Source organism: Xanthobacter flavus, from assembly GCF_017875275.1.
In the GTDB taxonomy this organism is placed as follows: domain Bacteria; phylum Pseudomonadota; class Alphaproteobacteria; order Rhizobiales; family Xanthobacteraceae; genus Xanthobacter; species Xanthobacter flavus_A.
In genome coordinates this window covers 1,784,146-1,798,635 of sequence record NZ_JAGGML010000001.1, presented here as the reverse complement: position 1 = coordinate 1,798,635, position 14,490 = coordinate 1,784,146, and the positions used below count along the sequence as shown (strand labels likewise).

Sequence of the window (14,490 nt, the reverse complement as noted above, 5' to 3'; positions counted from 1 at the left end):
GTCGTCCTCCGGCTCGGCGCGTTCGCGCTCGGTTCAATGCGTTTTAGGCGGCATCATGCGCGCCTTTGATGTACGCATAAAGTCGCATAAACGGCAGCAAGGCTGACCGTTGCAGGCAGGTCCGTGCAGGCAGGTCCGTGCAGGCAATTCTGGCTGCGCATCGCCCCCCGTTTCGGCGCCGGAGGTTGGGGGGCGCGATCTGAAGTGGCGGAGGCGCGCCGGGAACGCTGTCGGCGCGCCTCTTCCGGAGGGGCCGCGCGGACCCGTCCGGGGTGCCGGCGGCGCAGGGCAGGGAACGTGCCGCGCGTCGCCGAGGCTGTCGTGGCTCTGCGTGCCGTAAGGCGCGCTCAGGCGTCCGGGGCCACCGTGTGGTTGGCCATCAGCTCGAGGGCCTTCACCATGGCGGAGTGGTCCCACTTGGAGCCGCCGTGGGCGGCGCAGGCGTTGAACAGCTCCTGGCAGGTGGCGGTGTTGGGCAGGCTCACGCCCAGCGCCTTGGCGCTCTGGAGCGCGAGGTTGAGGTCCTTCTGGTGCAGCTCGATGCGGAAGCCCGGATCGAAGGTGCGCTTCACCATGCGGTCGCCGTGGATCTCCAGGATCTTGGACGAGGCGAAGCCGCCCATCAGCGCCTCGCGCACCTTGGCCGGGTTGGCGCCTGCCTTGGAGGCGAACAGGAGGGCCTCGCCCACCGCCTCGATGGTCAAAGCGACGATGATCTGGTTGGCGACCTTGGTGGTCTGGCCGTCGCCATTGCCGCCGACGAGGGTGATGTTCTTGCCCATCTTCTCGAACAGGGGCTTCACGGTGTCGAACGCGCCGTCCGGCCCGCCCACCATGATGGTGAGGGAGGCGGCCTTGGCGCCCACCTCGCCGCCGGAGACCGGGGCATCGAGATAGTCGCAGCCAAGCGCGTTGATCTTCTGCGCGAAGCCCTTGGTGGCGACCGGCGAGATGGAGCTCATGTCCACCACGATCTTGCCGGCCGACAGGCCTTCGGCGACGCCGCCCTTGCCGAACAGCGCCTCTTCCACGTGCGGGGTGTCCGGCACCATGGTGATGATGATGTCGGCGTGCTTCGCCACCTCGGCGGAGGAGGCGCAGGCGGTCGCGCCCTTGGCGGTCAGCGCCTCCGGCACCTTCACCACGTCATAGACGAACAGCGTGTGCCCGGCGTCGATGAGGTGGCCGGCCATGGGGGCTCCCATGATGCCGAGGCCGATGAATCCCACGTTCATGTGCGTTTCTCCTGAAGAGTGCTTTTGTGTCTCGCGGGGCCGAACCCCTCACCCGTCCCGCGGCCATGCCGCGGTCCACCCTCTCCCGCAGGGGGAGAGGGGTAAAATCAGTTCAGCCCTTGTAGGGGGCGAACCAGCCGATGCCTTCGTCGGTGGTGGTCTTCGGCTTGTATTCGCAGCCGATCCAGCCGTCGTAGCCGGTGTCGTCGATGGCCTTGAACAGGAAGGGATAGTTGATCTCGCCCGTGCCCGGCTCGCCGCGACCCGGATTGTCCGCCAGCTGGATGTGCTTGATGCGGGCGATGTTGGTGCGGATGGTCGGGGTGAGATCCCCTTCCATGATCTGCATGTGGTAGATGTCGTACTGGAAGAAGATGTCGTCCGCGCCGACTTCATCCAGCACGGCCAGCGTCTGCTTGGTGTTGTGCAAATGGAAGCCGGGGATGTCGCGGGTGTTGATGGCCTCGACGACGAACGGGATGCCCGCCTTCTTCAGCTCCGCCGCCGCGAACTTCAGGTTGTTGATGAGGGTCTCGTGGACCTTCTCCGCCGGCACGTCCTTGGGGGTGAGGCCGGCGAGGCAGTTGATGGCCTTGGTGCCGAGGGCCTTCGCATAGTCGATGCCCTTGCCCACGCTGTCCTGGAACTCGCCTTCGCGGCCGGGAATGCAGGCGATGCCGCGCTCCCCCGCCGCCCAGTCGCCGGCCGGCAGATTGTGCAGCGCCTGGGTGAGATTGTGCTTCGCCAGCTTCTCGGCCAGCACGTCCTTCTCGAAGGGATAGGGGAAGAGATATTCGACGCCCGTGAAGCCGGCATTGGCGGCCTTCTCGAAGCGGTCGAGGAAATCGATCTCGTTCCACAGCATGGTGAGATTGGCGGCGAACTTGGGCATGCGTCTCTCCGCGGGCTGAGCCGTTGTGGCGCACTGTCATGCCCCGGCGGGGCCGGGGCATCCAGGCTTTTTTAAATCGATATGAGTCTTTTGGCCCGGCCTATTCGGCCGGCTCCAGGGTGCGCACCTCGGAGAGGGGCACGTCGAGGACTTCCTCGAACTCGTTCACCGCGTTGATCTCCACGCCCATGGCGATGTTGGTCACGCGCTCCAGGATGAATTCCAGCACCACCGGCACCTGATGCTCGTCCATGAGCTTCTGGGCGTTGGCGAAGGCGTCCTTGAACTCGTTCGGGGTGCGCACGCGGATGGCCTTGCAGCCGAGGCCTTCGGCCACCGCCACATGGTCCACGCCGTAGGCGCCGACCTCCTCCGAATTGATGTTGTCGAAGGAGAGGCTCACCTCGAAGTCCATGTTGAAGCCGCGCTGCGCCTGACGGATCAGGCCGAGGTAGGAGTTGTTCACCACCACGTGCAGGTAGGGCAGCTTGTGCTGGGCGCCCACCGCCAGCTCCTCGATGAGGAACTGGAAGTCGTAGTCGCCCGAGAGCGCGACGATCTTGGCGTCGGGCCGCGCGGCGCGCACGCCGAGGGCCGCCGGCAGGGTCCAGCCCAGCGGCCCGGCCTGGCCGCAATTGATCCAGTGGCGCGGGTGGTAGACGTGCAGGAACTGCGCGCCGGCGATCTGCGAGAGGCCGATGGTGGAGACGTAGGTGACGTCCCGGCCCAGCGCCTCGTTCATCTCCTCATAGACCCGCTGGGGCTTCAGCGGCACGGCGTCGAAATGGCTCTTGCGCAGCATGGTCTGCTTGCGGCCGAGGCATTCGTCGGCCCAGGCCGTCCAGTCCGGCAGCTTGCCGGCGGCCTTCAGCTCCAGCGCGGCGGCCACGAACAGCTCCAGGGCCGCCTTGGCGTCGGAGACGATGCCGAAGTCGGGGCCGAACACGCGGCCGATCTGGGTGGGCTCGATGTCCACGTGGATGAACTTGCGGCCCTGGGTGTAGACCTCCACCGAGCCGGTGTGGCGGTTGGCCCAGCGGTTGCCGATGCCGACCACGAAGTCGGAGGCGAGCATGTTGGCATTGCCGTAGCGATGCGAGGTCTGCAGGCCGCACATGCCGGCCATCAGCGGATGGTCGTCGGGAATGGTGCCCCAGCCCATGAGGGTGGGGATGACCGGGATGCCGGTCAGCTCGGCGAACTCGACGAGCAGGTCCGAGGCATCGGCATTGATGATGCCGCCGCCGGCGACGATCAGCGGCTTGTTGGCGTCGAGGATCATCCCCATCGCCTTGTCGATCTGCGCCCGCGTGGCGGACGGCTTGTAGACCGGCAGCGGCGCGTAGGTCTCCTCGTCGAACTCGATCTCCGCCATCTGCACGTCGATGGGCAGGTCGATGAGCACCGGGCCGGGGCGGCCGGAGCGCATGACGTGGAAGGCCTGCTGGAACACCATGGGGACGAGGGCCGGCTCGCGCACGGTCACCGCCCACTTGGTGACGGGCTTGGCGATGGATTCGATGTCCACCGCCTGGAAGTCTTCCTTGTAGAGGCGGGCGCGCGGCGCCTGGCCGGTGATGCACAGGATCGGGATCGAATCCGCCGAGGCCGAATAGAGGCCGGTGATCATGTCCGTGCCGGCGGGGCCGGAGGTGCCGATGCACACGCCGATGTTGCCGGCCACCGCGCGGGTGTAGCCCTCGGCCATGTGGGAGGCGCCCTCGACATGGCGCGCCAGAACATGGCGAATGGAGCCGCGCGCCTTCATGGCGGAATAGAGGGGATTGATGGCCGCGCCCGGAACACCGAAGGCGCAGGAGATGCCTTCCTTCTCGAGAACACGGACGGCGGCGTCGACGGCGCGCATGCGGGCCATGGCAGTCCTCCCTTTGAATCTTGTTGCTTCGTCCTGGCGGGCCGCGATCCGGATCGGATCGTCTCGGCTTTGGACTTTCGTATTGGATACGCCCGCACCGTTTTCGCTTCTATGGGAAGAAACGGAATGACATTCGTGCCATCTGAGCAATAATGGTGCGGGGCGCACCCGCCGGCCGCGTCAGGCGGTGGCCGGGTGTGGAGCAAAGGGGAGGCAGGGATGGCAGACGGCAAGGGGAGGGGGCTGGCGGCGCTCGCCCTCGGAGCCTGCGCGGCGACGGTTTTCGTCACGGGCGCGGGCGCGCAGGCGCTCAGCGAACTGTCCTGCAAGGCGCTGTGGTACCAGCGCAATGCGGTCTATGCCGAGCAGGGCTATTGCTTCAAGACCAAGGACGCCATCGCCACCTTCGGCGCCCGCTGCTACGCCCCCTTCGGCAAATTGACCCCCGACCAGCAGCGCTTCGTGAACGAGGTGCAGGCCTGGGAGGCCCGCAAGGGCTGCCGCTGAGGGAATTCCGACCGCTGACGGGCGCGGCTTCTAGGGCGTCCAGCCCGGCAGAGCGGACGCCTGCTTCACCCAGGACACCAGTTGCGCTTCGTCCAGCGTGTCGGTCTCGTGGATGTCGAGCCAGCGCGCGTCGCCGCTCCTGGGCGTGCCGCCGGGCGGCACGGGGTCCAGCGCGAGGCCGTTGAAGAATGTCACCTTCACGTAGCGCGTGAAGACGTGAAAGTAGAGGAACCACCCCTTCCCTTCCACACCGTAGAAGGGCGAATTCCACTTCACCGCCTTGCGCACCTCCGGCACGGTCCCGACGACGATCGCATCGAGCCGCGCGCCGAGGTCGCGCTTCCAGCCCGGCATCGCGGCGATATAGGCCGCGATCGGGGCATCCCCCTCGCCCTTGGGGATCTGCGGATTGCCCCCCGCGAGGAGAACCACGGGACGTTCCTCGGCCCGCCCGCCCGTCGCGCCCGGCCTACGCTTCCCTTCCGTCATATCCGCCTCCCGAGGTCAGCCTGCCCATTCGGGGTCTCGCCTGCGGGCGAAGCCTCCCATTCCTGTGCGACGATGGTATAGGTGCTGTCCCGCCCCTGGGGTCACCCATGACCGACATCGCCACGCGCGTCTACAACCACACCTGGAAGATCGACCCCATCGTGCGGTCCGTGCTCGACACGGACTTCTACAAGCTGCTCATGGGGCAGACGATCTTCAACCGCCACCGGGCCACCCGCGTCACCTTCGGCATCCACAACCGCTCCACCTCGGTGCGGCTCGCCGACATCATCGACGTGGGCGCCCTGCGCGAGCAGCTCGACCATGTGCGCTCGCTCTCCCTCACGCGGGGCGAGAGCACCTGGCTGCGCGGCAACATGTTCTACGGCAAGCGGCAGATGTTCTCGCCGGACTATGTGGCCTGGCTCGAGGGCTTCCGCTTCCCCGCCTATCATCTGGAGAAGGTGGACGGCCAGTATGAGCTGACCTTCGAGGGGCCGTGGGTGGAAACCACCATGTGGGAGATCCCGGCCCTCTCCATCATCAACGAATTGCGCTCGCGGGCCGTGCTGAAGGGCATGGGCAAGTTCGAATTGCAGATCCTCTATGCCCGGGCCATGGCGCGGGTATGGGAGAAGGTGCAGTTCCTGAAATCCCTCGGCCGCATCAACATCGCCGATTTCGGCACCCGCCGCCGCCACGGCTATCTGTGGCAGGACTGGTGCGTGCAGGCGCTGATCGAGGGGCTGGGCGAGGGTTTCCTCGGCACCTCCAACTGCCTCATCGCGCTCCGCCGCGAGGTGGAGGCCACCGGCACCAACGCCCACGAGCTGCCCATGGTCTACGCGGCCCTCGCCCGCAACGACGACGAACTGCGCTGGGCCCCCTATCAGGTGCTCGCCGACTGGCAGGACGACTATGACGGCAACCTGCGCGTCATCCTGCCCGACACCTACGGCACCACCGGCTTCCTGGAGCGGGCCCCCGACTGGGTGACCCACTGGACCGGCATCCGCATCGACAGCAAGGACCCCATCGCCGGCGGCGAGGAGGCCATCGCGTGGTGGGCCTCGCGCGGGCAGGACCCGCGCGACAAGCTCGCCATCTTCTCCGATGCGCTCGATGTGGAGGAGGTGGCCCGCATCCACCGCACGTTCGCCGGCCGCATCCGCCTCGGCTTCGGCTGGGGCACGCTTTTGACCAATGATTTCCGGGGCCTCGCGCCGAATGGGGCGCTCGATCCCATCTCCATCGTCTGCAAGGTCATCGCCGCCAACGGCCACCCGGCGGTGAAGCTCTCCGACAACCCCACCAAGGCCATGGGCCCGGCCGGCGAGGTCGAGCGCTACAAGAGGGTGTTCGAGGTGGGCGAGCAAGAGGCGCGTAGCGCCCTGGTCTAGAAAGAGGCGCGGGTCGCCATGGTGTAAGGGCGACCCGCCCGTCCCGCCGGCTCAGTTCTTCAGCGCCGCCGTCCCGTCCACCGCCGCCGGGAAGGGCAGGTCGGTGACCAGCCGCGCGCTCGGCTTGTCCTGCGCGAAGATGGTGTCGAGATCGAGGGTGATGAAGGTCGTGCGGTGGGCGTAGTCGGAGATCGTCAGCTTGTTGTGGGTGAGGTCCTTGATGGCCACCCACTGGGTGTAGTCCGAGACCACCGCGTTGCCGTCCCGGCTCTGGGCGACGCCCAGCGGGATGTCCACCGTGTTCAGGATGTGGCCGATGGAGGTGACGGCGTCGGCGGCGTCCTTCGGCTGGGCCATGGAATGGCGCATGAAGGCCGCCCGCACGAAGCGCGAGGGCGGGGTGAAATCCCCCGGCAGCCCGGTGGCGCCGCCGCCCTGGCCGATGGCCGTGACATTGGCCGTGCCGAAACGGCGGTCGCCGACGCCCATGGTGGAGAGATTGAGATAGTTGCGCAGGTTCAGGAGATGCCAGTCGTAGGGCGGCGAATTGGTGAGGACGCTCGCCACATTGTCGTGGATCTGCAATTGGCCGCCCACATATTCCACGATGATGCTCGCGCCCGAGCGGTCGGTGAAGACCATGTGGATGGTGGGCGGGGTCGGCCCGCTCGGCAGCGAGGCATCGGCCCACACCTTGGTCTTCTCCAAAGCGGCGCGGACATCGGCCACCGTGCCGTGCATGCCCAGCGCCCAGGCGCCGAAGCCGAGGATGGAGACGTAGGCCGTGTCGGCCTTGGTCACCGTCTGGTAGGTGGTGAAGCCGGGCAGGAAATTGCCGCTCATGCCGAGCCCGGCCGCGTTCTGCCCCTCGATGATGGCGCCGCCGGGGATGACCTCGGCGCTGATGCCGACAGCCGAATAGAGCGTCGCCACCTTCTTCTCGGGCAGGCCGAGGTCCGCCGGGGCGGTCAAGGTGAGGGTTGTGCCCTTGGGGATGCTCTTGAGCGTCCACTTCATGTCGAACGCCCATTCCATCGTGCGCCCGGCGATCACGGTCTTGTCCGCCGCGACCACGTTCACCGCCGTGCAGGCCACCGCGAGGCTGACGTTCTGGAGGGGAAGGACGGCTGCGAGGGCCATCGCCAGGATGCGTTTCATGTGAATTTTCTCCCTCCAGGTCCCGCGGATCGCGGAGCGTATCGGCTCTCCGGCCGGCTGAGACTTGAGCACACAAAGGCTGATGCCTGATGAATGGCGCCGTCGATACGGCCGCGGGGCGCGCGGTCGACGGGGCGTGAATCCGCTTTAAATGCATCGAGCTTCTGGTATAATAAAACAATATACAGTTTTTACATGTTTATTGGAGACGACCATGGCGACGCTGCGACTGGGCGATGTGGTGCCGGATTTCGAGGCCGTGACCACCGAAGGCCCCATCACGTTTCATGAGTGGCTCGGCGACAGCTGGGGCATCCTGTTTTCACACCCCAAGAACTTCACGCCCGTCTGCACCACGGAGCTGGGGCAGGCGTCCCACCTCAAGCCCGAGTTCGACAAGCGCGGCGTGAAGCTGCTCGGCCTGTCGGTGGATGCCATCGACAATCACCCGGCCTGGGTCGGCGACATCAAGGACGCCACCGGCGCCACCCTGAACTTCCCGCTGATCGCGGATTCCGACAAGAAGGTCTCCGACCTCTACGACCTCATCCACCCCAATGCGAACGACACGCTCACCGTGCGCTCGGTGTTCATCATCGGCCCGGACAAGAAGCTGAAGCTGTCGCTCACCTACCCCGCCTCCACCGGCCGCAACTTCGCGGAAATCCTGCGCGTGGTGGACAGCCTCCAGCTCACCGCCAAGCACTCGGTGGCCACCCCGGTGGACTGGAAGCAGGGCGATGACGTGATCATCGTCCCCTCGCTCTCTGACGACGCCGCCAAGGAGAAGTTTCCGGACGGCTGGACCACCGTGAAGCCCTATCTGCGCGTGGTGCGCCAGCCCGGCGCGTGAGGCGTTTCTTGCTTTGATTGTCGCCCTCCGGCCCACCCGGAGGGCGAAGCCTTTCCCCGGACAAGCGACGTCGCAGCCGGAGCGCTGATCCGGGGTCCAGCGCGCAAGTGCCGCGCAGCGGGCAAAACCTGATCGCGGCTGCTTACGGAGCACGGCGCTATCCATTGACCCCGCCGTCATCGCCCGCCTTGTGCGGGCGATCCACCGACGACCGGGTCGGCTCTTGCCGACACGAGAGCCGGACAGGCGGAACCGTGGATCCCCCGCACCAGGCGGGGGATGACGTGGGTTCCGATATCCGCTCCCCTCAGGCCGACATGATGTAGTCGCGCAGCTGGGCGCTCTCGCGCTCCATTTCCTCCACGCGATACTTCACCACGTCGCCGATGGAGATGATGCCCACGAGCTTGCCGCCCTGAACCACGGGCACGTGGCGGAAGCGGCCGCGGGTCATGCGTTCCATGATCTGGGGCACGGTGTCGTCCGGGGCGCAGGTCACGACCGCCTTGGTCATCAGCCCGGTGATCGGCTCGGCGAGCACGTCCACGCCGCGTTCTCCGATGAGGCGCACCACGTCGCGCTCGGAGATGATCCCCTCCACCCCCATGTCCGCATTGGTGACGACGATGGCGCCGATGCGGTTGCGCGCGAGGCTCGCCACGGCATCGCCCAACGTGGCGTCGGGCGACAGGGTGACGATGTCGTTGCCCTTGCGGCTCAGGATGACGGTCACGGACATTGGCGTAATCTCCCTAGCTGGTGAAATCCAGGGGCCCGCTCCGCCGGCGGGGCCTTCTCTGGAAACGATCCGGACAGGGATGATCACTCGCATTGCGGTGCGACGCAAGCGCGCAGCGCGCTCCATGCACCACGACCTTGGGCCTATAAAATGCCCTCAGGCCATGCGCCGGCGCCCCACCGGGTCGAACAGGGGGAACAGCAGCAGGCCGGCAACGAAGCCGCCGATATGGGCCTGCCAGGCCACCTCCGCATCCTCCGTTCCGGGGAGCGAGACGCCGACGGCGAACAGGAGGTTGAAGGCGAACCATGCGCCGACGAAGATCAGCACCCTTTTGTCGCTGAAATTTTCCCGCAGCGTCCCGGCCGGCTGGTGGTCGGCGAAGATGGTGCGGTAGCCGGAGAGCGCGCCGCCCGGCCCGAACGCGAAACGCACCGCCGCCGCCATGGTGCCCGAGATGGCCGCCGACGCGCCGATGAGCGGGGCGATGGCATCGCGATTGGCGAGATAATGCGCCCCCGCGCCCGCCGCCGCCGTCACCGCGCAGAACAGCCAGAAGCGCGTGGAGCCGAACCGCCGCGCCACAGGCGTCCCGAAGGCCAGCAGCCAGACGAGGTTGACGATGAGGTGCATCCAGTTGGCGTGCAGCAGCGCGTAGCTCACCACGGTCCACACCTTCGGGCCGAGGCCGCCCGGCAGGTAGAACATGCTGTCCGGCAGCGTGTAGCGCGCGGGGATGAAGGCGAAATAGGTGAGGATTTCGATGTCCGCGTCCTGCGAGAGCAGCAGCACGCGGATGGCGTGGATCGCCACCAGCCCAAGCGCCATCACCGCCACCGCGCCGGGCACGTTGAAGACGGGTTCCCGATGCGACGTGCCGGGATGGGTGGGGCGGTTCAGCACGCTCTGCACATAGGTGCCGCCGCCCCGCCCGGCAAGGGAAAAGCGCGGGGGGATGGCGGGCAGCTCTGGTGCCTTCACTTGCCGGGGACGTCCGGGGCGCTAGGGCGGTTCCCTGCTCCATCGTCGCCCTCCGGCCTGACCGGAGGGCCCATCCAGCCGCCGGTGCCAGTGTCCGATGACCGGGGCCAATGGCGTCATGGGTCCTCCGATCAAGTCGGAGGACGACGGCGGTTGGCGCGCCGCCTACAGCGCGTAGCGCAGGCCGAAGCGCACCTGCTGGGCGGTGGAATTGCCGAGGGACAGCCCGCCCGCATAAGAGGGGCTGCCGAGGTCGAGATAGCGGTAGCCGAGATCGAGGCTGAAGCTGCTCGACACCGCGAAGGAGATGCCCGCGCCCGCCGTCCAGGCGAATTCCCAGGCATTGCCGGCCGGCTGGAGCGCCGCCGGGGCGCTGAGCGTGTCGATGGCGAAGCCCGCGCCGGCGCTGAGATAGGGCGTGAAGCCGGCGAGCGTGATGATGTCCCAGTAGACGCTGGCGAGCCCCACCGTGGCACTGGCGCCGACGCCTGGCCCGAACGGCGCGAGGCTGGCGGAGCCGAGGGCGAGATAATCGAGGCTCACCTCGGCCCGCAGGAAGGGGAGGAAGCGATAGCCGATGCCGCCGCCCAGCGACCAGCCCGACCCCGACACATCGAGCCCGGTGGGGAGCCCGCCGAAGGAGAGGCTCGCGCTGCTCGCGGCGACGTAGCCCACGTCCGCGCGGAAATACCAGCCGGAGGCCGCGTCCTCGCTCACCGCAGGGGCGGCGAGGGAGAAGTCGCCCGGCTTGCCGAGGGAGGCCATCATGGCCTCCATCTCCGCATCCGCCTTGTCGGCGGCCTGCGCCGTGCCCGCCAGCGCGGCGATTGCGAGAGAGGCCAGAAGAAGACGCCCGGCCCGACCAAACACACCCATCATGACGACCCGCCCGAGAAATGCTCTGGAGCGAGGTGTGCCACGGGGAGGCTTAAGGCCGGATTAACCCTGATGAAGGGTTAAGCTCTGGCGCGGCAAGGGAATTCGGGGGGCGGCAGCGGCGCGCCTTCGTTCCGTCATCCGGCGCGTCCGGGGGATCCACCCCTCGGCCAGCACGCTTTCGGCACATCCGTCCCGGCCCGACCGTGGATCGCCCGGACGAGCCGGGCGATGACGGAGGAGGGGGCGGGTGTTCCGGCGTCGTAACGCTGTCTGGGCGGTGCGGTCCGGGGCCCTCCGGTCTGGCCGGAGTACGACTGCTGCGGAAGAGCGCGCCCCGCTCAGGTGGCAGCGCATACTCGTGCCGTCATCCCCCGGCTTGTCCGGGGGATCCACCCCTCGGCCTGCGGGCTGTCTGCAAATCCATCCCGGCCCAACCGTGGATCGCCCGGACGCGCCGGGCGATGACGGAGGAGGGGGCGGGTGTTCCGGCGTCGTAACGCTGTCTGGGCGGTGCGGTCCGGGGCCCTCCGGTCTGGCCGGAGTACGACTGCTGCGGAAGAGCGCGCCCCGCTCAGGTGGCAGCGCATACTCGTGCCGTCATCCCCCGGCTTGTCCGGGGGATCCACCTATCGGCCTGCGGGCTGTCTGCAAATCCATCCCGGCCCAACCGTGGATCGCCCGGACGAGCCGGGCGATGACGGAGGAGAGGGGTGGACCGGCGTCACGGTGCGGTCCGGGCCCTCCGGTCCGGCCAGAGGGCGCGACGGCTGCGGAAGACCGCGCCCCGCTCAGGCGGCGGCGCGCTGGAGGGCGTCGATCACCTCGTCCACCACGGTTTCCACCAGCTCGCGGTCGTCGCCTTCGCCCATCACGCGGATCACCGGCTCGGTGCCCGAGGGGCGGATGAGCAGGCGGCCGTGGTTGGAGAGGCGGCGCTCGGCATCGGCGATGGCGACCTTCACCTTCTCGTTCTCGAGCGGCGCGCCGTCGCGATAGCGCACGTTCTTGAGGATCTGCGGCAGCGGATCGAACCGGTGGCAGACCTCGGACACCGGCTTGCCCTGCCGCGCCACCACCGCCAGCACCTGCAGCGCCGCGACGAGGCCGTCGCCGGTGGTGGAATAATCCGACAGGATGATGTGGCCGGACTGCTCGCCGCCCACATTGAAGCCGTCCGCCCGCATGCGCTCCAGCACGTAGCGGTCGCCCACCCCGGTGCGGGCGAGGGTGATGCCCTCGCTGGCGAGGTGGCGCTCCAGCCCGAGGTTGGACATGACGGTCGCCACCACGCCGTCGCGGGCGAGGCGGCCGTCCTCCTTGAAGCTCTCGGCGATGACGGCCATCAGCTGGTCGCCGTCCACCGTGTGGCCCTTCTCGTCCACGATCATCACCCGGTCGGCGTCGCCGTCGAGGGCGATGCCGATGTCGGCGCGCACTTCACGCACCTTGGCGGCCAGCGCTGCCGGGGAGGTGGAGCCTACGTCCCGGTTTATGTTCATGCCGTCCGGCTCGACGCCGATGGCGATGACTTCCGCGCCAAGCTCCCACAGCGCCTCCGGGGCAACGCGGTAGCCGGCGCCATGGGCGCAGTCCACTACCACGCGGATGCCCTCGAACGACTGGTTCCGCGGCAGGGTGCGCTTGGCATATTCGATGTAGCGGGCGTGCACGCCCTCCAGCCGCCGGGCGCGGCCGATTTCGGCGGGCTTGGCGAGGCGCTTGGCGAGATCCTCGTCGATCAGCTCCTCGATCTCGCGCTCCACCTCGTCGGAGAGCTTGAAGCCGTCCGGGCCGAACAGCTTGATGCCGTTGTCGTCGAACGGATTGTGCGAGGCCGAGATCATCACCCCGAGGTCGGCGCGCATGGAGCGGGTGAGCATGCCCACCGCCGGCGTCGGCATGGGGCCGAGCAGCAGCACGTCCATGCCCACCGAGGTGAAGCCGGCCACCAGCGCATTCTCGATCATGTAGCCGGACAGGCGCGTATCCTTGCCGATCACCACGCGATGGCGGTACTCGCCGCGCTGGAACACCAGCCCGGCCGCCATGCCCACCCGCAGCGCCAGATCCGCCGTCAGCGAGGCATTGGCGCGCCCGCGCACGCCGTCCGTTCCGAAATACCTGCGCGACATGGTCCCTCTCGTCGCCTGAAGCTCTTTTATCCCGGCGCGCCGTGCCCCGACCGGCGGCCGCCGAACCTGCCTTTAGCATCCGCGCGGCGCCGGGCGGCATCACGTCTCGTGACGCTCCGCAACGCAACGTCCCGTCCGTGGGTCGATCAGGCCCCTGTGAGCAGACGTGTCCGAATTGTTCAGAAGGGCGCCCCCGTTGCAAGTGCGAAGGCGCGGGGCCGGGCGGGGCGGTGGGCATTCCTTGCGGAAAGGTTAAGGGGCGGCGGGCTGAGGGTGGCCCGGCGATTGCACCGCACCAAGGCGGATGCTACCCCTCGCCGAACCTTCCGGAGACCTTCCCGTGACGACCAGCGCCCTCGACGTCCTCGCCATCGGCAACGCCATTGTCGATGTCCTCTCGCGCGCCGAGGAGGATTTCCTCTCCGCCAACGGCATGGCCAAGGGCGGCATGGCGCTCATCGACGAAACACGGGCGGAGGACGTCTACGCCGCCATGGGTCCGGGCACCGAGGCGTCCGGCGGCTCGGCCGCCAACACGGCGGCGGGCGTCGCCTCGCTGGGCGGCAGGGCCGGCTTCATCGGCAAGGTGAGGGACGACGTGCTCGGCACCGTGTTCGGCCACGACATCCGCGCCGCCGGCGTCGCCTATGGCACGCCTGCCGCCGCCGACGGCCCGGCCACCGCGCGCTGCCTCATCCTGGTGACGCCGGATGGCGAGCGCACCATGAACACCTATCTCGGCGCCGCGCAGAACCTCGTCGCCGCCGACATCGACGCCGCCATGGTGGAGAGCGCTTCCGTCACCTATCTCGAAGGCTATCTGTGGGACCCGCCGGCTGCGAAGGAGGCCTTCCTCGCCGCCGCGAAGATCGCCCATGGCGCCGGCCGCAAGGTGGCGCTCTCCCTCTCCGATACCTTCTGCGTGGACCGCTACCGCGCCGAGTTCAGGAACCTCATCGTCTCCGGCACGGTGGACCTCGTGTTCTGCAACGAGGGCGAGCTGAAGTCGCTCTACGAGACCTCCGATTTCGACGCCGCCCTCGTCGCCTTGCGCAAGGATGCCAAGGAGGCGGTGGTGACGCGCTCGGAGAAGGGCGCCTCCTTCGTCACCCGCGAGGCGGTGGTGAGCGTGCCGGCCCATCCGGTGGAGCGGGTGCTGGACACCACCGGCGCGGGCGACCTCTTCGCCGCCGGCTTCCTCACCGGCACTACCCGAGGGCTCGACCCGGCCACCAGCCTGCGCCTCGGCGCGCTGGCGGCGGGGGAGATCATCGGCCAGATGGGCGCGCGGCCCCAGCGCCCCCTTATCGACCTCGCCCGCGAGGCAGGCCTTATCTCTTGAAAGGCCT

Annotated in this window: 13 protein-coding genes; 4 read left to right on the top strand and 9 right to left on the bottom strand. The window is 68.1% G+C overall.

All coding sequences use genetic code 11. The features are described from left to right. Positions 1-347 precede the first annotated feature (347 nt). The 3 genes from glxR to gcl all read right to left on the bottom strand — a co-directional run bounded on the left by glxR (position 348) and on the right by gcl (position 4,003). The gene (gene glxR / locus J2126_RS08735) at positions 348-1,235 is read right to left on the bottom strand and encodes a 2-hydroxy-3-oxopropionate reductase (RefSeq protein WP_209485756.1); all 888 of its coding nucleotides are present in this window, start codon (positions 1,233-1,235) and stop codon (positions 348-350) included. A gap of 112 nt (positions 1,236-1,347) precedes the next feature. Then, entirely contained in the window at positions 1,348-2,127 is a 780-nt protein-coding gene (gene hyi, locus J2126_RS08730; RefSeq protein WP_209485754.1) for a hydroxypyruvate isomerase, read from the bottom strand. A gap of 100 nt (positions 2,128-2,227) precedes the next feature. Beyond that, positions 2,228-4,003, bottom strand: coding sequence for a glyoxylate carboligase (gene gcl, locus J2126_RS08725; RefSeq protein WP_209485752.1), 1,776 nt, complete (start codon positions 4,001-4,003; stop codon positions 2,228-2,230). A gap of 219 nt (positions 4,004-4,222) precedes the next feature. On the opposite strand from gcl, the gene J2126_RS08720 reads away from it, so the two are divergent. Further along, the gene (locus J2126_RS08720) at positions 4,223-4,510 is read left to right on the top strand and encodes a YARHG domain-containing protein (protein ID WP_209485750.1); all 288 of its coding nucleotides are present in this window, start codon (positions 4,223-4,225) and stop codon (positions 4,508-4,510) included. Positions 4,511-4,540: 30 nt separating this feature from the next. Here the strand turns inward: J2126_RS08720 and J2126_RS08715 are convergent, their stop codons facing one another. Further along, positions 4,541-4,999 (bottom strand): DUF1801 domain-containing protein, encoded by a 459-nt coding sequence (locus tag J2126_RS08715; RefSeq protein ID WP_209485748.1) that lies wholly within the window; start codon positions 4,997-4,999, stop codon positions 4,541-4,543. Between the two features lie 107 nt (positions 5,000-5,106). On the opposite strand from J2126_RS08715, the gene pncB reads away from it, so the two are divergent. After that, entirely contained in the window at positions 5,107-6,399 is a 1,293-nt protein-coding gene (gene pncB / locus J2126_RS08710; protein WP_209485746.1) for a nicotinate phosphoribosyltransferase, read from the top strand. 51 nt (positions 6,400-6,450) lie between these two features. Here the strand turns inward: pncB and J2126_RS08705 are convergent, their stop codons facing one another. After that, positions 6,451-7,557 carry a choloylglycine hydrolase family protein gene (locus J2126_RS08705; RefSeq protein WP_209485744.1) on the bottom strand — a complete coding sequence of 369 codons (1,107 nt, stop codon included), beginning with the start codon at positions 7,555-7,557 and terminating at the stop codon, positions 6,451-6,453. Positions 7,558-7,771: 214 nt separating this feature from the next. Between J2126_RS08705 and J2126_RS08700 the strand changes: the two genes are divergently transcribed. Then, positions 7,772-8,410 carry a peroxiredoxin gene (locus tag J2126_RS08700; RefSeq protein WP_209485742.1) on the top strand — a complete coding sequence of 213 codons (639 nt, stop codon included), beginning with the start codon at positions 7,772-7,774 and terminating at the stop codon, positions 8,408-8,410. 307 nt (positions 8,411-8,717) lie between these two features. Here the strand turns inward: J2126_RS08700 and J2126_RS08695 are convergent, their stop codons facing one another. The 4 genes from J2126_RS08695 to glmM form a co-directional block, all read right to left on the bottom strand. Continuing rightward, positions 8,718-9,149: a CBS domain-containing protein gene (locus tag J2126_RS08695; RefSeq protein ID WP_209485740.1), complete on the bottom strand. Its 432-nt coding sequence runs from the start codon at positions 9,147-9,149 to the stop codon at positions 8,718-8,720. A gap of 156 nt (positions 9,150-9,305) precedes the next feature. Next, on the bottom strand, positions 9,306-10,130 hold the full coding sequence (locus J2126_RS08690; protein ID WP_348634266.1) for a rhomboid family intramembrane serine protease: 825 nt from the start codon (positions 10,128-10,130) through the stop codon (positions 9,306-9,308). Positions 10,131-10,295: 165 nt separating this feature from the next. Beyond that, complete coding sequence (locus tag J2126_RS08685) at positions 10,296-11,009, bottom strand: outer membrane protein (protein ID WP_209485738.1); 714 nt, start codon at positions 11,007-11,009, stop codon at positions 10,296-10,298. A gap of 788 nt (positions 11,010-11,797) precedes the next feature. Beyond that, complete coding sequence (gene glmM, locus J2126_RS08680) at positions 11,798-13,141, bottom strand: phosphoglucosamine mutase (RefSeq protein ID WP_209485735.1); 1,344 nt, start codon at positions 13,139-13,141, stop codon at positions 11,798-11,800. 340 nt (positions 13,142-13,481) lie between these two features. Between glmM and J2126_RS08675 the strand changes: the two genes are divergently transcribed. Then, on the top strand, positions 13,482-14,483 hold the full coding sequence (locus J2126_RS08675; RefSeq protein ID WP_209485733.1) for an adenosine kinase: 1,002 nt from the start codon (positions 13,482-13,484) through the stop codon (positions 14,481-14,483). Positions 14,484-14,490 lie beyond the last annotated feature (7 nt).